Genomic DNA, 18,326 nt, shown 5'->3' with positions numbered 1-18,326 from the left:
TTGCACGCTCGCTGCTGGCTCACCACCCTCCGAACCGGGTAGTCACGTTTCAGCGCAGGGGTGGCAGCCCCATGCGGCGGCGTGCTCGATGGAGCGATCCATTACGCACGGCCCAGCGCAGAAGGGGCACGCTGCGCTTCACGCTGGAGCGGATCAGCTGCCGTTGCAGGCTGCCCAGGCTCAGGCCGAGCTGATCCGTCGCCCAGTCCGGCAGCAGGTCGATACCGGCGCGCATCATCAGCAGGCCGAAGGGTTTGGCGAGGAAGCTGGGTGCGGGGGCGTTGAACAGTACGTTGACTACCTCGCGGGTGCGCTCGTCATAGCGCAGTCGTGGGCGCATGCGTTGCAGATAGGCCGCTACCTCGGCGCGCGAGCGGGGTACTTCCCTCGCGCCGAGTCTCTCGGCGATGAGGGCGATCTCGTTGTAGTAACGGTCTTGCTCTTCGTCGGAAAGGTCCGGGTTCAGGTAGCGCAGGTGCGAGGCGAGGAAGCAGCTGACTTCGGCGACGTGCACCCAGGTCAGTAGGTCCGGGTCGCTGGCCGCGTAGGTCGTACCGTCGGGCAGGGTGCCGTGGACGTTGTCATGAATACGGCGCACGCGCTCGATCAACTTCTCGGCGTCGCCGCGCGAGCCATAGGTGGTGGCGGATATGAACTGCCCGGTGCGGCGCAGACGGCCGAGCATGTCGGCGCGGAAGTTGGAGTGGTCCCAGACGCCACCCAGCGCGGCCGGGTGCAGCATTTGCAGGAGCAGGGCGCTGATGCCGCCGATGAGCATCGAGCTGAAGTCGCCATGGACTTTCCAACTGATGGAGTCCGGCCCGAACAGGCCGGGGTCACCCTTGGGCGATTCGAAGTCGACCCCGCCCAGGGCGAGGCCGGTCAGGCTGAGTACCTGGCTTTCGATGTGACGGCGGACGGTTTCCATTGCGGCGGACAGGCCTCGGGGCAAGGACGACAGGTCTGTTCTGTAAACCTAGCATCTTTGCGCCCTTGGCCTGTAGCGCACATCAACGATTGAGGCGGTTGTCGATCAGCCCCTGAACCACGCTGGGGTCGGCCAGAGTCGAGGTGTCGCCGAGGTTTTCCAGCTCGTTGCAGGCGATCTTGCGCAGGATGCGTCGCATGATCTTGCCCGAGCGGGTCTTGGGCAGGCCCGGCGCCCACTGCAGCATTTCCGGCTTGGCGAAGCTGCCGATCTCCTTGCTCACCAGCGCCAGCAGCTCCTGCTTGAGCGCGTCGCTGGGCTCGATGCCGTTCATGGGGGTGACGAAGGCGTAGATGCCCTGGCCCTTGAGGTCGTGCGGATAGCCGACCACGGCGGCCTCGGCGACCGAGTCGTGCAGGACCAGCGCACTCTCCACCTCCGCGGTGCCGATACGGTGGCCGGAGACATTGATCACGTCGTCCACGCGGCCGGTGATCCAGTAGTAGCCATCCTCGTCGCGGCGCGCGCCATCGCCGGTGAAGTAGTAGCCGGGATAGGGTTTGAAGTAGGTGTCGATCATCCGTTGGTGATCGCCATAGACGCTGCGGATCTGGCTCGGCCAACTGGCTTTCACGGCGAGTACGCCGGAGCCGGGACCGTCGATTTCCTTTCCCTGCTCGTCCAGCAGCACCGGTTGCACGCCGAAGAAGGGGCGGGTGGCGGAGCCGGGCTTGAGGTCGGTGGCGCCGGGCAGCGGGGTGATCAGGATGCTGCCGGTTTCGGTCTGCCACCAGGTGTCGACGATGGGGCAGCGCTTCTCGCCCACCACGTTGTAATACCACTCCCAGGCTTCCGGGTTGATCGGCTCGCCTACCGAGCCAAGCAGGCGCAGGCTGCTGCGATCGGTCTTCTGCACCGGGGCTTCGCCTTCGCGCATCAGGGCTCGGATCGCGGTCGGCGCGGTGTAGAAGATGTTCACCTGGTGCTTGTCGATCACCTGCCAGAAACGCGAGGCGTCGGGGTAGTTCGGCACGCCCTCGAACATCAGGGTGGTGGCGCCATTGGCCAGCGGACCGTAGACGATATAGCTGTGCCCCGTGACCCAGCCGACGTCCGCAGTGCACCAGTAGATGTCTCCGTCGTGATAGTCGAACACATACTTGTGGGTCATTGCCGCGCCCAGCAGGTAGCCGCCGGTGGTATGCAGTACGCCCTTGGGTTTGCCGGTGGAGCCGGAGGTGTACAGGATGAACAGCGGGTCCTCGGACTCCATCGGCTCGGGTGCGCAGTCCTCGCTGACTTCGCGCAGCGCCTCGTGGTACCAGATGTCACGGCCCTCGACCCACGGGATCTCGCCCTGGGTGCGCTCGACCACCACCACGGTGGAGACGTTCGGGCAGTCGGCCAGGGCCTTTTCCACGTTCTTTTTCAGTGGGATGTACTTGCCGCCGCGCACGCCTTCGTCAGCAGTGATCACGGTACGGCAGTCGGCATCGTTGATGCGGTCGCGCAGGGCGTCTGGCGAGAAGCCGCCAAACACCACCGAGTGGATTGCGCCGATCCGCGCACAGGCCAGCATGGCGTAGGCGGCCTCGGGGATCATCGGCATGTAGATGCAGACCCGGTCGCCTTTCTCCACTCCGCGGCTCTTGAGCACGTTGGCCAGGCGGCAGACATGGCTGTGCAGCTTGCGGTAGGTGATGTTGGCGGATTCGGCCGGGTTGTCGCCTTCCCAGATGATCGCGACCTGCTCGCCGCGTTGTTCCAGGTGGCGGTCGATGCAGTTGTAGGTGACGTTGAGCTGACCGCCCTTGAACCAGGTTGCCTGGCCCTTTGCCAGATCGCCGTGGTGCACCGAATGCCAGGGCTTGAACCAGTCGAGGAAGGCCGTGGCCTGCTCGCCCCAGAAGGCTTCCGGGTCGGCTACCGACTGCTGGTAGAGGCGCTGGTAGGCGTCGTTGTCGAGGTAGGCACGCTTGCGTACGGCCTCCGGCACGGGGTGAAGGCTGATCTCGTACATGGGGAATCCTTGTTGTTGTTGAGCCGAGATGCCCTCAAGGGTGCATCCAAGGCCTGGCGGGTTCAAGGGTTGTCCATGCAGTTTCGACGCATCGGTAGGGGCGAACGTTCCGGTGGATGAGGTCCCACCCGTTGCTGAGCGTCGGTTCGAGGTGCGGTGCGGGAGACGGGAAGGGGGGGCTGCGAGGGGCGCGAGCATGGCCGGATGCGCTGGTGCGCACCCGGCCACTGCCTATCAGCCGCGGTGACGGCCGCGGAAGAAATCGATCAGGCCCTGGGTGGAGCCATCTTCGGCGGCGCTTTCCTCGCTGCCGACCAGGCGGCCGTAGACGGCCTTGCCCAGCTCCTTGCCCAGTTCCACACCCCACTGGTCGAAGGCGTTGATGCCCCAGAGGATGCTCTGCACGTAGACCTTGTGTTCGTACATGGCGATCAGCGCGCCCAGGCGGCGTGCGCTGATGCGCTCCAGCACCAGGGTATTGCTCGGGCGGTTGCCCGGGATCACCTTGTGCGGCGCCAGGCGCTGCACTTCGGCTTCGTCCACGCCTTTGGCGCGCAGTTCGGCCTCGGCCTCGGCGCGGCTCTTGCCGACCATCAGGGCCTGGCTCTGCGACAGGCAGTTGGCGTACAGCCACTGATGGTGGTCGGCCACCGGGTTATAGCTGGACACGGGGACGATGAAGTCCGCCGGGATCAGGTGGGTGCCCTGGTGCAGCAGCTGGTGGTACGCATGCTGGCCGTTGCAGCCTACGCCGCCCCAGATGACCGGGCCGGTGCCGGCGGACACCGGGCTGCCGTCCTGGCGTACGCTCTTGCCGTTGGACTCCATGTCCAGCTGCTGCAGGTGGTCGGTGATGTTCCGCAGGTAGTAGTCGTAGGGCAGTATCGCGTGGCTGCGCGCGCCCCAGAAGTCGCCGTACCAGACGCCCAGCAGGCCCAGCAGCACCGGGATGTTCTTCTCGAACGGCGCGGTCAGGAAATGCTGGTCCATGCTGTAGGCGCCGGACAGCAGCTCCTTGAAGTTGTTGATACCCACCGACATGGCGATCGGCAGGCCGATGGCCGACCACAGCGAGTAGCGACCACCGACCCAGTCCCACATCGGGAAGACGTTTTCCGGGCGGATGCCGAAGGCCGCCGCAGCCTCCTTGTTGCTGGAGACGGCGATGAAGTGACGGTACAGCTCCGCCTCGCTGCCACCCTGGGCCAGGTACCAGGCGCGGGCGGCCTGGGCGTTCTTCAGGGTTTCCAGGGTACCGAAGGATTTCGACGAGACGATGAACAGCGTGGTCTCGGCGTTGAGCTTGGCGGTCATCTCGCGGAATTCGCTGCCGTCGATGTTCGCCAGATAGTGGCAACGTACGCCTTTCTGGGCGAAGGGCAGCAGCGCCTCGGAGACCAGCTGCGGGCCGAGGAAGGAGCCACCGATGCCGATGTTCACCACATCGGTGATCGGCTTTTCGGTGTAACCACGCCACAGGCCGTTGTGCACGGCAGCGACCAGTTCGGTCATCTGGTGCAGCACGCGGTGCACGTCGGGCATTACGTCGACACCATCGACCATCACCTTGTCGCCGATGGGGCGACGCAGCGCGGTGTGCAGAACCGGGCGGCGCTCGGAAGCGTTGATCACCTCACCGCGGAACATTGCCTGAATGGCTTCGCCCAGCTTCGCCTCTTCCGCAAGCTTCACCAGCAGGTCCAGGGTGTCTTGGCGCAGCAGGTTCTTCGAGAAATCCAGGAATAGACCGCAGGCGCTCATGGAGAAGCGCTTGAAGCGCTCCGGGTCCTCGGCGAATGCCTCGCGCATGGTGAAGTTCTGGAGATCCTGGCGGTGGGTGGCCAGCGCCTGCCAGCTCGCCAGTTTGGTGGCATCCAGCGGAGTAAGGTGGTGTTCCATGACATACCTTCGGGTAAGACGTGCGTGTTTGATCGAGGCTTTGAAACCTGGGAAGACCAAGGGGTTCCAAGTCTTCCCAGTGATTCAGGCGAGCTGCACCGGGATGGCGTTGCTGGTGTGGCTGAGTTCGTTGCCAGGCGCCATGTACAGCATGCGTGGCTGGTAGCCTTCCAGCTCGGCGTCGCTGAACTGAGCGTACGCGCAGATGATCACCCGGTCACCCACCTTGGCCTTGTGGGCAGCGGCGCCGTTGACGGAAATCATCCTCGAACCTTCCTCGCCACGGATCGCGTAGGTGGTGAAGCGCTCGCCATTGTCGACGTTATAGATCTGGATCTGTTCGTACTCGCGGATGCCAGCGAGATCGAGCCATTCGCCGTCGATGGCGCAGGAGCCTTCGTAGTCGAGCACCGCGTGGGTGACTTCGGCGCGGTGCAGTTTGGCTTTGAGCATGATGCTCTGCATGACGTGGCTCCTGTTTTTCTTCTGGTCGAGGAGAGCGGGGCGAGTATGCCCGAGCACCCGGAGCCGCTCAAGGCCGCGACTGGCGCGGCTTCGAGGCGAATATTCGGGTGTCGGGCGAGGAATCAGTCGATGTGGAAGGCGAGGTTGTCGATCAGCCGGGTGGTGCCCAGGAAGGCGGCGACCAGGATCACCAACTGATGGTCCTGCGCCGTGGCCGGGCGCAGGCCGGCGGACTCACGGGCCTCGAGGTAATCGATGCGCAGGCCGGCCGCTTCGATCTGCTGGCAGCCCTCGGACAGCAGCGCGGGGAAGTCACGCTCGCCCTGGCGGATACGCTCGGCCAGTTGTTTCAGCGTCCGTTGCAGGACTGGCGCGAGCGCGCGCTGCTCCTCGGTGAGGTAGCCGTTGCGCGACGACAGGGCCAGGCCGTCCTCGGCGCGCACGGTAGCTTCGCCGAAGATCTGGATCGGCAGGTTCAGGTCGCGCACCAGCTTGCGAATGACCGCCAGCTGCTGGAAGTCCTTCTCGCCGAACAGCGCCATATCGGGCTGGACCATGTTGAACAGCTTGCAGACCACGGTGGCGACGCCGTCGAAGTGGCCCGGACGGCTGCCGCCGCACAGCCCTTCGGAGACGCCGGTGACATGCAGTCTGGTCTGGCCGTCCATGCCGTCGGGGTACATTTCCTCGACGGTGGGGGCGAACAGCAGGTGACAGCCGGCATTGAGCAGCTTCTCCTGGTCCGCCGCCAGGGTGCGCGGGTACTTGTCCAGGTCTTCGCTGGGGCCGAATTGCAGCGGGTTGACGAAGATGCTCGCCACCACGAAGTCGGCGCGCTGGCTGGCCTTGGTCACCAGCGCGGCGTGGCCGGCGTGCAAGTTGCCCATGGTCGGCACCAGCGCGATGCGCTTGCCTTCGCTACGGGCGCGCGCCACGGCGGCGCGCAGCTCGCGGACTGTCTTGACTGTATTCATCAGGCGAAACCGTGCTCCGGGCCGGGGAAGGTGCCGTCCTTCACGGCCTTCACGTAGGCGGCGAAAGCGGACTGGATGTCGGGCTGGCCTTCGAGGAAGTTCTTCACGAACTTCGGCGAACGTCCGGACAACGACAGGCCGAGCATGTCGTGCATCACCAGGACCTGGCCGTCGGTGCCTGCGCCTGCGCCAATGCCAATGACCGGGATCTTCACGGCTTCGGTGATTTCCTTCGCCAGGGCGGACGGCACGCATTCCAGCAACAGCACGGCGGCACCGGCCTGCTCCAGAGCGATGGCGTCGGCACGCAGCTGGCGCGCCTGGTTTTCCTGGCGGCCCTGGACCTTGAAGCCGCCGAACAGGTTGACGGCCTGCGGGGTCAGGCCCAGGTGCGCGCACACCGGGATACCCATCTGGGCCAGGCGGATGATCGGCTCGGCGAGCCAGGCGCCGCCTTCGAGCTTGACCATGTGGGCGCCGGCCTGCATGACCTTCACCGAGTCACGCAGCAACTGGTCCAGCGAGGTGCCGGATTCGAACGGCAGGTCGGTGACGATCAGCGCGCCCTTGTTACCGCGTTTCACGGCGGCAGTATGGTAGGCCATGTCCTCTACGGTCACTGGCAGCGTGCTGTCGTGACCTTGCAGCACCATACCCAGGGAGTCACCGATCAGCAGCATTTCGGCACCGGCCAGACTGGCGGTGTGGGCGAAAGTGGCATCGTAGGAGGTCAGCATCGCGATCTTTTCGCCGCTTTGCTTGAGACCTTGCAGGGTGGTCAGGGTGACATCAGGCATGAAAGTGTCCTCGGTTCTGCGCCGGGCAGGGGCAAACGGGGCCCTATAGTCCGGATCGAAAAAGGCTAAGTCAATTGCAGGTGTTACCGGACTGTTACGGCGTTACTGCCAGTGCGCCCCACGCCTGGGGCGCAGCATGCATCAGGACAGGCGCTCGAGGCCGCTGAACGGACAGGCGGCGAGCAGCTCGGGCAGGGTGCGTCCGTCGGGGAAACGCAGTTGCGGTGCAAGGTCTGCCAGCGGGTAGAGTACGAAAGCGCGGGCGTGCATGTGGTAGTGCGGCACGGTCAGGCGTGGCTCGTCGATCAGTTGCTCGCCGAACAGCAGGATATCGAGATCGAGGGTGCGCGGCCCCCAGCGCTCGTCCTTGCGTACGCGCCCCTGCTCCAGCTCGATGGTTTGCAGGGCGTCCAGCAGGGCGAGCGGCTCCAGGTCGGTATCCAGTGCCGCCACGGCGTTGACGTAGCGCGGCTGGTCGGGCGGGCCCAGCGGATCGCTGGCGTAGAGCGGCGAGACCACCGCCACCTTGGTGGCGGGAATCTGCGACAGCGCTTTCAGCGCGGCTTCCAGCTGCTGGCGCGGCTCGGCGAGGTTGCTGCCGAGCCCGATGTACACGCGCTCGCTCATTCGCTGCTGGCGCCTTCGGTACGTGGGCCGCGGCGACGACGGTTGCTGCCGCCACGGCGGCGTTTGCGCGGTGCGGCGCTACCGCCTTCTTCCTGCTGGCTGGCCAGGTTGCGGATCATGCCGCGGCGCTCGCCGTCGCTGGCTTCCTGGTAGTCGGTCCACCAGTCGCCGAGGCCACCGGTTTCCTCGCCAGCGCTCTCGCGCAGCAGCAGGAAGTCGTAACCGGCGCGGAAACGCGGGTTTTCCAGCAGCAGATCGGCCTTCTTGCCCTGGCGGCGCGGCAGGCGCTCCTGCATGTCCCAGATCTCGCGGATCGGGATGGTGAAACGCTTGGGCACCGCGGTGCGGCGGCACTGCTCGAGGATCAGCTCGTGGGCAGCTTCCTGCATCGCCGGGATCGGCGGCATGCCGCGGTCCTGCAGTTTCAGCACGCGGGCGGGCAGGGCCGGCCAGAGCAGCGCGGCGAACAGGAAGGCCGGGGTGACCGGTTTGCCCAGGCGGATGCGCTCGTCGGTGTTGGCCAGGGCCTGGCGCATCAGCTTGCCAGCGTATTCGGGGTTGTCCTTCAGCGCCTTCGCGCTTGCCGGGAACAGCGGGGCGAACAGCTCGTATTCGTTGAGCAGTTCGAAGGTACGTTCGGCCTTGCCGCTGAGGAACAGCTTGAGGATCTCGTCGAACAGGCGCGCCGAAGGAATTTCATTGAGCAGCGGCGCCAGGCGGCGGATCGGCGCGGCGCTGTGCTTCTCGATCTCGAAGTCCAGCTTGGCGGCGAAGCGCACGGCCCGCAGCATCCGTACCGGGTCTTCGAGGTAACGCTGCTCCGGGTCGCCGATCAGGCGGATCAGGCGGTTGCGGATGTCGCGCACGCCGTGGGCGTAGTCGAGGATGCGCTCGCCGGTGACGTCGAAGTACAGGGCGTTGATGGTGAAGTCGCGGCGCTGGGCGTCGTCTTCCAGGGTGCCATAGACGTTGTCACGCAGGATGCGGCCGGCCTCGTTGCGGGAGGCATGGGCATTGTTGGTGTCATCGTCTTCGGTGACCGGATGGTTCGCGCGGAAGGTGGCAACTTCGATGATTTCACGACCGAAATGGACGTGGACCAGCTTGAAGCGGCGACCAATCACCCGCGCGTTGCGGAACTCGGCACGCACCTGCTCGGGGGTGGCGCTGGTGGCCACGTCGAAGTCCTTGGGCGGAATGCCCAGCAGCGGGTCACGTACGCCACCGCCGACGATGTACGCCTGGTAGCCGGCCTTGGTCAGGCGCTCCACGACGTTCACCGCGTTCCTGCTGAACTGTTCCCGCCGCAGCGAGTGCTGATGATTGCCAACGACTTCCGGAGTAGTGCGGACAGCGCGCGGACGGCGCAGTGGGGATCGGATGGACTGGATCAGCTTTTTCAGCATGTGTGCACTATCGGGAATAGGTGTATGGATGGCATACGCAGGTCTCGGCAAGCCGCCTGATTACGGCGTTTCCTGGAGGATAGCGGGTGTCTGCCGCTGCCTTGAAACAAATGGCAGCAAATCGAATGCCGTCTGCGCCGCGGCGATTCTAGCATCGTGGGGTGGGATGATGAAGAAAACTGAAGAAAGGGGCTTGCGGGAGGAGAGCGGGAGAGTGTAGCGAAAGCTACTGGGGGAGCCGAGGCTCCCCCCCAAATAGGTGCGTGCTTTGTTTTTATTATGATTACCGGGCTTGTTGTTTTTGTTTGTAGACCCGACCCTCGAAGCTACCTGCTTCGGGGAACCTTCCACACTTGGAAAGTGTTCAATAGCAAACGGATTGCTTTGGTCGCTGAGTGAGCAATGATCTTTCGATCCAACCAGTTTTGCGTGCTGTCTCAAGACAGTTTTATTCTTCTTGACTGGTTGCGGGACTGGTCCCGACGGCTACCCTTCTCCAAAAGAATCAGTTAGCTGCGCCTCCGCGATCTTGTTTTTGTTGTGCTGGAGTCGTTTCGTCTTGTTCTTATTGTGAGTGGTCGTGCTTGTTATTGTTGTTGTGCCAATAACAAAGCAGATGCCGTGCCAACTTTTGAGAATCCTTATTTTTCAAGGGTTTGCGAGGATTGCCCCTTGGGCGGCAGGCACAAAAAAGCCGGGTTTCCGTTACCGATGAACCCGGCTTTTGTTACGGAGCTTGTCTCCGGTAACAGTGTGAAACGTCTTAGGAGTCAGCCGATGCGCCGGATTTGCGGCGCGGGATGCCCAGGCGCTGGCGGCGTTCCCACAGGCATTTGCGGCTGATACCCAGCTTGCGGGCCAGCTCGGTCTCGGTCATGTGGTCCTGGTGCTCGAGGACGAAGTGCTGGAAGTAGTCCTCCAGCGACAGGTCCTCGGTGGGCTCGTGGTTACTGGCGCTGCCGTTGCTCGGGCGCAGGTCGCCGTCATCGCCGAAGTCGTCGTCCAGATCATCCAGCTCGATGTCGATGCCCAGCAGGTCGGCGGGGATTTCCTGACCTTCGCTGAGGATCACCGCGCGCTCGATGGCGTTCTCCAGCTCACGCACGTTACCCGGCCACGGGTAGTGACGGATGGCCTGTTCGGCCTCGTGGGAGAAGGTCAGCGCAGGGCGCCCCATCTGGGAGCACTGGCGCGCCAGGAAGGAGCGGGCGATTTCCATGACGTCCGGGCCGCGCTCGCGCAGGGGCGGGAGCTTCAGCGAGATGACGTGCAGGCGGTAATAGAGGTCTTCGCGGAACTGGCCGGTCTTGGCCAGCATCTTCAGGTCGCGGTGGGTAGCAGCGATCAGGCGTACGTCGACCTTCTGCGACTGTACCGAGCCGACCCGGCGGATTTCGCCTTCCTGCAGGACGCGCAGCAGTCGCGCCTGGGCTTCGAGCGGCAGTTCGCCGATCTCGTCGAGGAACAGGGTGCCGCCGTCGGCCGCTTCCACCAGGCCCGCACGGCCGGCGCTGGCGCCGGTGAATGCGCCTTTCTCGTGGCCGAACAGTTCGGATTCGATCAGGGTTTCCGGGATCGCGGCGCAGTTCACCGAGATCAGCGGTGCCTTGGTGCGCTTGGACAGGTTGTGCAGTGCGCGGGCGACCAGTTCCTTGCCGGTACCGGATTCACCCTGGATCAGCACATTGGAGTCGGTGGGCGCAACCTTGCGGATCTTGGTGTAGAGCTCCTGCATGGGGGCGCAGGAGCCGATGATGCCGATCTCGCCGTCCGCGGGGGCGGTGTTACCGCTGCTACGGTCGGCCGCCTTGGCGTTACCGCGGGCTTCGGCGGGAGCGTTACGGTTCTCCTGGCGATCCTTGAGGATGCGCGCCACGGCCTGGAGCATTTCGTCGTGGTCGAACGGCTTGGCGATGTAGTCCACCGCACCCATCTTCATCGAATCCACCGCCGAGCGCAGGCTGGCGTAGCTGGTCATGATCAGCACCGGGGTGCCCTGGGCCAGCTTGATCAGCTCGGTGCCGGGGGCGCCGGGCAGGCGCAGGTCGCTGACGATCATGTCGAACGACGGGATGCTGTAGCGCTCCTGCGCTTCCTGCACCGAGCCAGCCTCGCTGACCTGGTACTGGTTGCGCTCGAGCAATCGTCGCAGGGCGGAACGGATGATGGTTTCGTCTTCGACGATGAGGATATGTGCCATGTATTCAGCTCTCTCGACGTGCTCGTTTACTGCTCGGCCGTCGGGCCAGGATGCCGCGGCAAGGTGACGCTGATGCGGGTTCCGCATTCGCGTTCCGGGTCTGCCGGGCTGTCTATGGTGATTTGCCCATAATGCTCTTCCACGATCGAATAGACCAGAGCGAGCCCCAGGCCGGTTCCCTTGCCCGGGTCCTTGGTGGTGAAGAAGGGCTCGAACAGGCGGTCAATGATCGACTTGGGTATTCCGCTGCCTTCGTCCTCGACGATCAGGTCGATGGTCTGTTCGGAAGCTTCGGTGCGCACGCGGATCGCGCCGTTGGGCGGGGAGGCGTCGCGGGCGTTGGAGAGCAGGTTGATCAGCACCTGGGCCAGGCGCTGGGAATCGCCCTCCACCCAGTGTTCCGGATTGCACAGGTTGAAGAACTGTACATCGACACTGCGCTTGTTCAGCGACAGCAGGCCGATGGCCTCCTGGGCGACATCCGCCAGGCACACCGGTTCGGCCGCGACCTGCTTGCCGCCGGCGTGGGCAAAGCTCATCAGTGACTGCACGATGCGCGATACGCGCTTGGTCTGTTCGAGGATCTGCCCGCTGATTTCGGTGAGCTCTCCGTCACCCTCGCGCTCTTCCCGCAGGTTCTGCGCCAGGCAGGCGATGCCGGTGATGGGGTTGCCGATCTCGTGGGCGACACCGGCGGCCAGGCGGCCAATGGAGGCCAGGCGCTCGGAGTGGATCAGCTTGTCTTCCAGGGACTGGGTTTCAGTGAGGTCTTCGACCAGTAACACCAGGCCACTGTTACCGGGTGCGAGAGGTTCTTCGATCGCCGCCTTGTGCAGGTTCAGCCAGCGGGTCTGGCCCTCGATGGACAGGCGCTGCTTGTGCAGGTGCTCGTCAGGGGCGTCAATGAAGCCTTCGAGCAGGCCGCGCCATGGGTCGGGCAAGGCGGCCAGGCGCGAGCCGACCACGCGCTGTGCGCTGACGCCGGTGAGCTCCTCGATGGCGCGGTTCCACATGAGGATTTCCTGGTCCTTGGCCAGCGAGCACACGCCCATCGGCAGGTCCTGCAGGGTCTGGCGGTGGTAGCGGCGCAGGGTGTCGAGTTCGGCGGCGAGGCCGGTGAGCCGGGAGTGGTAGTCCTCCAGGCGGCTCTCGATGAAGTGGATGTCTTCGGTGACGTAACTTTCGCTGGCGGCCTTGTAGGGCAGGAAGGTTTCCACCATGTCCTGCGCCACGCTCGGGCCCATCAGGCCGGAGAGGTTCGCTTCGATCCGGTCACGCAGGCGGCGCATGGCGTAGGGCCGGCGCTCATCGAAGGGCAGGTGCAGGTCGCGCAGGGCCTGTTCCACTTCACGTTGCGCGGTCTTCGCGCCCAGCGGCTTGGCCAGCTGGCTGGCGAACTCCTGCGGGGAATGGGCGAGCAGTTCGCGACGCTGCGGGCGGCGGACGTTGTCCACGGCGCAGGCTTCGGCGGCGCCTTTTTCTTCGTCACTGGCTTCGGTGAACAGCGACACCAGGGTGAATACCAGTACGTTGGCGGCCAGCGAAGCGAGCGCCGCGAGATGCCAGGTGGTGTCGTCGAGCACATAGAGCGAGTTGAACAGCGGCAGGTAGATGCTCTGCATGTTCGCGACCAGCGGGGTGAGCATGGTCGCGCCCCACACCAGCATGCCCGCCACCAGGCCGGCGATGAAACCGCGGCGGTTGGCGGTCGGCCAGTAGAGCACGGCCAGTGCGCCGGGGAGGAACTGCAGGGTGGCGACGAACGAGACTATCCCTAAATTGGACAGGTCCTGCTCGGCGCCCAGCAGCAGGTAGAAGGCATAGCCGGCCATGATGATCGCGGCGATCAGCGCGCGACGGGTCCACTTCAGCCAGCGGTAGATGTTGCCTTCGGCCGGCGGCTGGTAGAGCGGCAGCACCAGGTGGTTGAGCACCATGCCCGAGAGCGCCAGGGTCATCACGATGATCAGGCCGCTGGCGGCGGAGATGCCGCCGATGAAGGCGGTCAGGGCCAGCGCTGGACTGTCCACCGAGATGCCCAGGCCGAGGGTGAAGTATTCCGGGTTGGTCGAGGCGCCCAGGTGCAGGCCGGCCCAGAGAATCGGCGGCACCGCCAGGCTCATCGGCAGCAGGAACAACGGCAGGCCCCAACTGGCGCTGAGGAGCGAGCGCGGGTTGAGGTTTTCCGTGAAGGTCATGTGGAACATGTGCGGCATGACGATGGCTGCGGCGAAGAACACCAGCAGCAACGTGCGCCACGGCCCTTCGGCCAGCGGTGTGTGCAGGGTGCTCAGGGCCTCCTGGTTCTGCAACAGCCAGACTTCCAGACCGTCCGGGCCGCCGAACACGCCGTAGAGGGCGAACAGGCCGATGGAGCAGAGCGCTACCAGCTTCACCAGCGATTCGAAGGCAATCGCCATCACCAGCCCTTCGTGGCGCTCGCGGGTGGCGATATGGCGGGCGCCGAAGAGGATGGCGAACAGGGTGATCAGCGCACAGAAGGCCAGCGCCGCGCGGTTGGGCTCGGATTCGCGGGTGAGGATGCTGATCGAGTCGGTCACCGCCTGGATCTGCAGCGCCAGCATTGGCAGCACGGCGATCAGCATGAACAGCGTGGTCAGTGCGCCGGCCCAGGTACTGCGGAAGCGGAAGGCGAACAGGTCGGCCAGCGACGACAGCTGGTAGGCCCGCGTGATCCGCAGGATCGGGTAGAGCAGCACCGGCGCGAGCAGGAAGGCACCGGAGACGCCCAGGTAGATCGCCAGGAAGCCGTAGCCGTACTGGTAGGCCAGTCCGACCGTGCCATAGAAGGCCCAGGCGCTGGCGTACACGCCCAGCGACAGGGTGTAGATCAGCGGATGGCGCACCAGCCGGCGCGGGATGAAGCCGCGCTCGGTAATCCAGGCGACGCCGAACAGGACCATCAGGTAGGAGGCGCTGATCAGGATCAGCTGGGTGAGGCTAAAGCTCGTCAGCATCGCGCTGGCTCTGCAGGATGAAGGTGACGACGATCAGGATCAGCCACAGCAGATACGGGCGGTACCACGCGCCGTGGGGATCGATCCACCAGTCCATGATGGCCGGTGAGAACAGGTAGATGCCCACGACCAGGAGCAACACCAGTCGGTAGATGTACATGTCGTCTCTCTCTTGGTTCGGCGGGCAGGCTACCTGTGCACACAGTCGCCGGCAAGCCGGCCGCTCTCTTGGGCGCGGTGGACCTTGTAGGAGCGAGCTTGCTCGCGAACCGCTTGATGCCGGCGCTGCCGGAAATCCTGGTCGCGAGCAAGCTCGCTCCTACAGAAAAGCTATCGCTAGTGTGCCTTGTACGAGCAGTCTATAGCTGCGCGTCTTCCAGTGTCAGGCAGTGAGGGATGGCGTTGGCATCCCAGTGCACGATGCCCCACGCGAGCACCTCTTGCGGCGTGGCCTGTCGCAGTTCGGCGGGCGGCTGCTGTCCCAGTGCATTCAGCGCGCGCACCAGCAGCGGGGAAGCCTGGTCGGTCTGAAGCGGTGGCGAGCGGTAGGTCTTGCCGAGCTTGTGGCCGTCGGGCTGGATGATCAGTGGCACATGCAGGTAACGCGGCGCGGCGATGCCCAGCAGTTCCTGCAGGTAGAGCTGGCGTGGGGTGTTGTCGAGCAGGTCGGCGCCGCGAACGATGTCGGTGACGCCCTGCCAGGCATCGTCCAGCACCACCGCCAGTTGATAGGCGAACAACCCGTCGCGGCGGCGGATGATGAAATCGCCTACTTCACGGCCCAGGTGCTGGTGGAACTCGCCCTGCAGGCGATCGGTGAAGCGGTAGTCCAGTTCCGGCACGCGAAGGCGGATGGCGACGTCGCCGTGCCAGTCATGCTGGGCGTCGCGACAAATGCCGGGATAGATGCCGTTGCTGCCTTCGAGTTGCTTGCGCGAGCAAGTACAGGCGTAGGCCAGGCCGCTACGCAGCCATTGCTCGACCTGGGCGGCGTAGACAGCATGGCGATCGCTCTGGCGCTCCACTGGGCCGTCCCATTCGAAGCCATAGCGTTCAAGGGTTTCCAGGATGGCTGCCTGGGCGCCAGGCATCTCGCGCGGCGGATCGAGGTCCTCCATGCGCACCAGCCACTTTCCGTCGACAGCGCGCGCGTCCAGGTAGGAAGCCACCGCCGCCACCAGCGAACCGAAGTGCAGGTAGCCGCTGGGCGTGGGGGCGAATCGTCCGACGTAGCGGGAGGCGGGCATGGCGTCTCCTGGGCTTTCCATTTAAGGGCGTGGCGCAGAAACGAAACGGGGCGCCGCAGCGCCCCGTTCGGGATCAACCAGGCTCAGGAGCCCAGCTGCTTTTCCTTGATTTCCGCCAGGGTCTTGCAGTCGATGCACAGGGTGGCGGTGGGGCGGGCTTCCAGACGGCGGATGCCGATCTCGACGCCGCAGGAGTCGCACCAGCCGTAATCGTTGTCTTCGATCAGCTGCAGGGTCTCGTCGATCTTCTTGATCAGCTTGCGCTCACGGTCGCGGGCGCGCAGCTCGAGGCTGAACTCTTCTTCCTGGCTGGCACGGTCTGCCGGGTCCGGGAAGTTTGCCGCTTCGTCCTGCATGTGGTGCACGGTGCGGTCCACTTCTTCCATCAGCTCAACTTTCCATTTGTTGAGGATGGAGGTGAAGTGCGCGCGCATGCGATCACTCATGTACTCCTCGCCCTTGGTTTCCTGGTAGGGCTCGAAGCCACGAATCAGTTGGCTGCTCTGTTGTTTTGCTTTGGTGGGCATGGATGACCGCCTCTCACTCTCGCTAATCCTCTCGCGGATGGTCCCTCTCCGGCACCGCCGGCCCCGCGCTCGCAGCGGGCGAACTTACCAGAACGATAACGGGGACGCTACTCCCGGTTGTCGAGCCTGCCAGTGCCCGCACATGGTCTGATCGCCAGGTTGCCGACCCGCTGGTCACGTCAAGCGGGCTTTTCTGCAAACCTGGGCAGGATCGCTGATGATTTCCAGACGAAGCCTGCATTTTCCCAGGTACTGCGCTTTGGCGGCGCAGCCGCCCAGTATTCATCAGTGGCCTGTTAGAATCCCGGCTCTGTCGCAAAGTTCGGAATATTCCATGGCCACCACCTACAGTGCGCGCAGCCGCGCCATCGAACCCTTCCACGTCATGGCGCTGCTGGCGCGGGCCAACGAGCTGCAGGCCGCGGGCCACGACGTCATCCACCTGGAGATCGGCGAGCCGGACTTCACCACCGCCGCGCCCATCGTCGAGGCCGGGCAGAAGGCCCTGGCAAATGGTCACACGCGCTATACCGCCGCACGTGGCCTGCCGGCCCTGCGCGAAGCCATCGCCGGCTTCTACGCCCAGCGCTACGGCCTGTCGATCGACCCGCAACGTATCCTCGTGACGCCCGGCGGTTCCGGCGCCCTGCTGCTCGCCAGCAGCCTGCTGGTGGATCCGGGCAAGCACTGGTTGCTGGCCGATCCGGGCTACCCGTGCAACCGCCACTTTCTGCGCCTGGTGGAAGGCGCCGCGCAACTGGTGCCGGTTGGCCCGGAGAGCCGTTACCAGCTCACCCCGGAGCTCATCGAACGGCACTGGGATCAGGACAGTGTAGGCGCTCTGGCCGCATCGCCGGCGAATCCTACGGGTACCCTCTTGCACAAGGATGAGCTCGCGGCGCTGTCTTCGGCGCTCAAGGCGCGCGGCGGTCATCTGGTGGTGGACGAGATCTACCACGGCCTGACCTACGGCATCGACGCGCCCAGCGTGCTGGAAGTGGATGACGACGCCTTTGTTCTCAACAGTTTCTCCAAATATTTCGGCATGACCGGCTGGCGCCTGGGTTGGCTGGTGGCGCCGCAGGAAGCGGTGGGCGAACTGGAGAAGCTGGCACAGAACCTCTACATCAGCGCGCCGAGCATGGCTCAGCACGCTGCGCTGGCGTGCTTCGAGCCGGCGACCCTGGCGATCCTCGAAGAGCGCCGCGAAGAGTTCCGCCGCCGTCGCGACTACCTGCTGCCGGCGCTGCGCGAACTGGGCTTCGGCATCGCGGTGGAGCCGGAGGGCGCCTTTTATCTGTATGCGGATATCAGCGCCTTCGGTGGCGACGCCTTTGCCTTCTGTCAGCACTTCATCGAGACCGAGCACGTGGCCTTCACGCCTGGGATCGACTTCGGGCGTTACCAGGCTTCGCACCATGTACGTTTCGCCTACACCCAGAGCGTCGAACGCCTGCAGCAGGCAGTGGAGCGCATCGCCCGCGGCCTGAAGACCTGGCGTCCCTGATGCGCTTCGAGCCGGCGCTGGAAGAGGCGCGCCTGATCAAACGCTACAAGCGCTTCCTGGCGGACATCGAGATCGCCAGTGGCGAGCAACTCACCATTCACTGCCCGAACACCGGCTCGATGCTCAACTGCATGAGCGAAGGCTGCCGGGTCTGGTTCAGTCGCTCCGACGACCCCAAGCGCAAGCTGCCGGGCACCTGGGAACTGGTGGAAACTCCGCAGGGGCGATTGGCCTGTGTGAACACCGGTCGGGCCAACCGGCTGGTGGAAGAGGCTTTGTTGGCTGGCACGGTGACCGAGCTGGCCGGATTCGATGAGCTGCGTCGAGAAGTCGCCTACGGGCAGGAGAAAAGTCGCGCGGACTTCCGCCTGATGTACGCCGGCAAGCCGGTCTACGTGGAAGTGAAGAGTGTGACCCTGGGCTTCGATGGCACCTTGGTCGCGGCTTTCCCCGATGCTGTTACCCAGCGAGGCGCCAAGCACCTGCGCGAGCTGGCGGCGCTGGCGCGTCAGGGTATGCGTGCGGTGTTGCTGTATGCCGTGAACCTGTCGGATATCGAGGCAGTCCGCCCGGCGGTGGAAATCGACCCGGCCTACGCGGCCGCGCTGGTGGAGGCTCGCAACGCCGGGGTGGAAGTGCTGGCGTATGGGGCACGGATCGATACCCGTGAGATTCGGCTGGAGCGGCCGCTGAAGGTGTTGCTCTAGTCGCTCGACTGCTGTTCTGGCGTTGGGCGGTTCGCGAGCAGGCT

General features: G+C 64.8%; 15 protein-coding genes. 2 read left to right on the top strand and 13 right to left on the bottom strand.

What is annotated here, in order from left to right; all coding sequences use genetic code 11:
- Positions 1-49: 49 nt before the first annotated feature.
- The 13 genes from ACKI1H_RS00170 to dksA form a co-directional block, all read right to left on the bottom strand.
- Positions 50-928: an oxygenase MpaB family protein gene (locus tag ACKI1H_RS00170; protein WP_440467337.1), complete on the bottom strand. Its 879-nt coding sequence runs from the start codon at positions 926-928 to the stop codon at positions 50-52.
- An 82-nt stretch (positions 929-1,010) separates the two neighbouring features.
- Positions 1,011-2,948, bottom strand: a complete 1,938-nt coding sequence (gene acs, locus ACKI1H_RS00165; RefSeq protein ID WP_138524482.1) for an acetate--CoA ligase — start codon at positions 2,946-2,948, stop codon at positions 1,011-1,013.
- A 234-nt stretch (positions 2,949-3,182) separates the two neighbouring features.
- Positions 3,183-4,847, bottom strand: a complete 1,665-nt coding sequence (gene pgi, locus ACKI1H_RS00160) for a glucose-6-phosphate isomerase (protein WP_138524480.1) — start codon at positions 4,845-4,847, stop codon at positions 3,183-3,185.
- 84 nt (positions 4,848-4,931) lie between these two features.
- Positions 4,932-5,312, bottom strand: a complete 381-nt coding sequence (panD, locus tag ACKI1H_RS00155; RefSeq protein WP_017518923.1) for an aspartate 1-decarboxylase — start codon at positions 5,310-5,312, stop codon at positions 4,932-4,934.
- Between the two features lie 122 nt (positions 5,313-5,434).
- Entirely contained in the window at positions 5,435-6,286 is an 852-nt protein-coding gene (gene panC, locus ACKI1H_RS00150) for a pantoate--beta-alanine ligase (RefSeq protein ID WP_138524478.1), read from the bottom strand.
- Positions 6,286-7,083 (bottom strand): 3-methyl-2-oxobutanoate hydroxymethyltransferase, encoded by a 798-nt coding sequence (panB, locus tag ACKI1H_RS00145; protein ID WP_081520719.1) that lies wholly within the window; start codon positions 7,081-7,083, stop codon positions 6,286-6,288. The genes panC and panB overlap by 1 nt, the downstream gene beginning before the upstream one ends.
- 141 nt (positions 7,084-7,224) lie before the next feature.
- Positions 7,225-7,710, bottom strand: coding sequence for a 2-amino-4-hydroxy-6-hydroxymethyldihydropteridine diphosphokinase (gene folK / locus ACKI1H_RS00140; protein ID WP_440467336.1), 486 nt, complete (start codon positions 7,708-7,710; stop codon positions 7,225-7,227).
- Positions 7,707-9,116, bottom strand: coding sequence for a polynucleotide adenylyltransferase PcnB (locus ACKI1H_RS00135; protein ID WP_440467335.1), 1,410 nt, complete (start codon positions 9,114-9,116; stop codon positions 7,707-7,709). The genes folK and ACKI1H_RS00135 overlap by 4 nt, the downstream gene beginning before the upstream one ends.
- Before the next feature lie 763 nt (positions 9,117-9,879).
- Entirely contained in the window at positions 9,880-11,316 is a 1,437-nt protein-coding gene (locus ACKI1H_RS00130) for a sigma-54-dependent transcriptional regulator (protein WP_138526636.1), read from the bottom strand.
- A gap of 26 nt (positions 11,317-11,342) precedes the next feature.
- The gene (locus ACKI1H_RS00125; protein ID WP_138526637.1) at positions 11,343-14,294 is read right to left on the bottom strand and encodes a sensor histidine kinase; all 2,952 of its coding nucleotides are present in this window, start codon (positions 14,292-14,294) and stop codon (positions 11,343-11,345) included.
- Positions 14,278-14,454 (bottom strand): hypothetical protein, encoded by a 177-nt coding sequence (locus ACKI1H_RS00120; RefSeq protein WP_015478907.1) that lies wholly within the window; start codon positions 14,452-14,454, stop codon positions 14,278-14,280. The genes ACKI1H_RS00125 and ACKI1H_RS00120 overlap by 17 nt, the downstream gene beginning before the upstream one ends.
- A 199-nt stretch (positions 14,455-14,653) precedes the next feature.
- Positions 14,654-15,541, bottom strand: coding sequence for a tRNA glutamyl-Q(34) synthetase GluQRS (gene gluQRS / locus ACKI1H_RS00115; protein ID WP_440467334.1), 888 nt, complete (start codon positions 15,539-15,541; stop codon positions 14,654-14,656).
- Positions 15,542-15,624: 83 nt separating this feature from the next.
- On the bottom strand, positions 15,625-16,068 hold the full coding sequence (gene dksA, locus ACKI1H_RS00110; protein WP_015478905.1) for an RNA polymerase-binding protein DksA: 444 nt from the start codon (positions 16,066-16,068) through the stop codon (positions 15,625-15,627).
- A gap of 334 nt (positions 16,069-16,402) precedes the next feature.
- Between dksA and ACKI1H_RS00105 the strand changes: the two genes are divergently transcribed.
- Together ACKI1H_RS00105 and sfsA are read left to right on the top strand one after the other, a co-directional pair.
- A complete protein-coding gene (locus ACKI1H_RS00105) occupies positions 16,403-17,575 on the top strand; it encodes a pyridoxal phosphate-dependent aminotransferase (RefSeq protein WP_138526639.1) in 1,173 nt (390 codons plus the stop codon).
- Positions 17,575-18,282 carry a DNA/RNA nuclease SfsA gene (sfsA, locus tag ACKI1H_RS00100; protein ID WP_440467333.1) on the top strand — a complete coding sequence of 236 codons (708 nt, stop codon included), beginning with the start codon at positions 17,575-17,577 and terminating at the stop codon, positions 18,280-18,282. Before ACKI1H_RS00105 ends, sfsA begins: the two co-directional genes overlap by 1 nt.
- The last annotated feature ends 44 nt before the right edge of the window (positions 18,283-18,326 follow it).

It is taken from the genome of Pseudomonas sp. YH-1 (genome assembly GCF_051990045.1).
In the GTDB taxonomy this organism is placed as follows: Bacteria; Pseudomonadota; Gammaproteobacteria; order Pseudomonadales; family Pseudomonadaceae; genus Pseudomonas; species Pseudomonas nicosulfuronedens.
Note: the sequence above shows the minus strand (reverse complement) of the source record. Positions and strands in the feature narration are given on the sequence as shown.

Coding starts and splice junctions, on each gene's coding strand:
- panD (WP_017518923.1), bottom strand. CDS start 5,312: ATGCAGAGCATCATGCTCAAAGCCAAACTGCACCGCGCCGAAGTCACC.
- pgi (WP_138524480.1), bottom strand. CDS start 4,847: ATGGAACACCACCTTACTCCGCTGGATGCCACCAAACTGGCGAGCTGG.
- folK (WP_440467336.1), bottom strand. CDS start 7,710: ATGAGCGAGCGCGTGTACATCGGGCTCGGCAGCAACCTCGCCGAGCCG.
- ACKI1H_RS00170 (WP_440467337.1), bottom strand. CDS start 928: ATGGAAACCGTCCGCCGTCACATCGAAAGCCAGGTACTCAGCCTGACC.
- ACKI1H_RS00105 (WP_138526639.1), top strand. CDS start 16,403: ATGGCCACCACCTACAGTGCGCGCAGCCGCGCCATCGAACCCTTCCAC.
- ACKI1H_RS00130 (WP_138526636.1), bottom strand. CDS start 11,316: ATGGCACATATCCTCATCGTCGAAGACGAAACCATCATCCGTTCCGCC.
- gluQRS (WP_440467334.1), bottom strand. CDS start 15,541: ATGCCCGCCTCCCGCTACGTCGGACGATTCGCCCCCACGCCCAGCGGC.
- panC (WP_138524478.1), bottom strand. CDS start 6,286: ATGAATACAGTCAAGACAGTCCGCGAGCTGCGCGCCGCCGTGGCGCGC.
- dksA (WP_015478905.1), bottom strand. CDS start 16,068: ATGCCCACCAAAGCAAAACAACAGAGCAGCCAACTGATTCGTGGCTTC.
- ACKI1H_RS00120 (WP_015478907.1), bottom strand. CDS start 14,454: ATGTACATCTACCGACTGGTGTTGCTCCTGGTCGTGGGCATCTACCTG.
- panB (WP_081520719.1), bottom strand. CDS start 7,083: ATGCCTGATGTCACCCTGACCACCCTGCAAGGTCTCAAGCAAAGCGGC.
- ACKI1H_RS00135 (WP_440467335.1), bottom strand. CDS start 9,116: ATGCTGAAAAAGCTGATCCAGTCCATCCGATCCCCACTGCGCCGTCCG.
- ACKI1H_RS00125 (WP_138526637.1), bottom strand. CDS start 14,294: ATGCTGACGAGCTTTAGCCTCACCCAGCTGATCCTGATCAGCGCCTCC.
- sfsA (WP_440467333.1), top strand. CDS start 17,575: ATGCGCTTCGAGCCGGCGCTGGAAGAGGCGCGCCTGATCAAACGCTAC.
- acs (WP_138524482.1), bottom strand. CDS start 2,948: ATGTACGAGATCAGCCTTCACCCCGTGCCGGAGGCCGTACGCAAGCGT.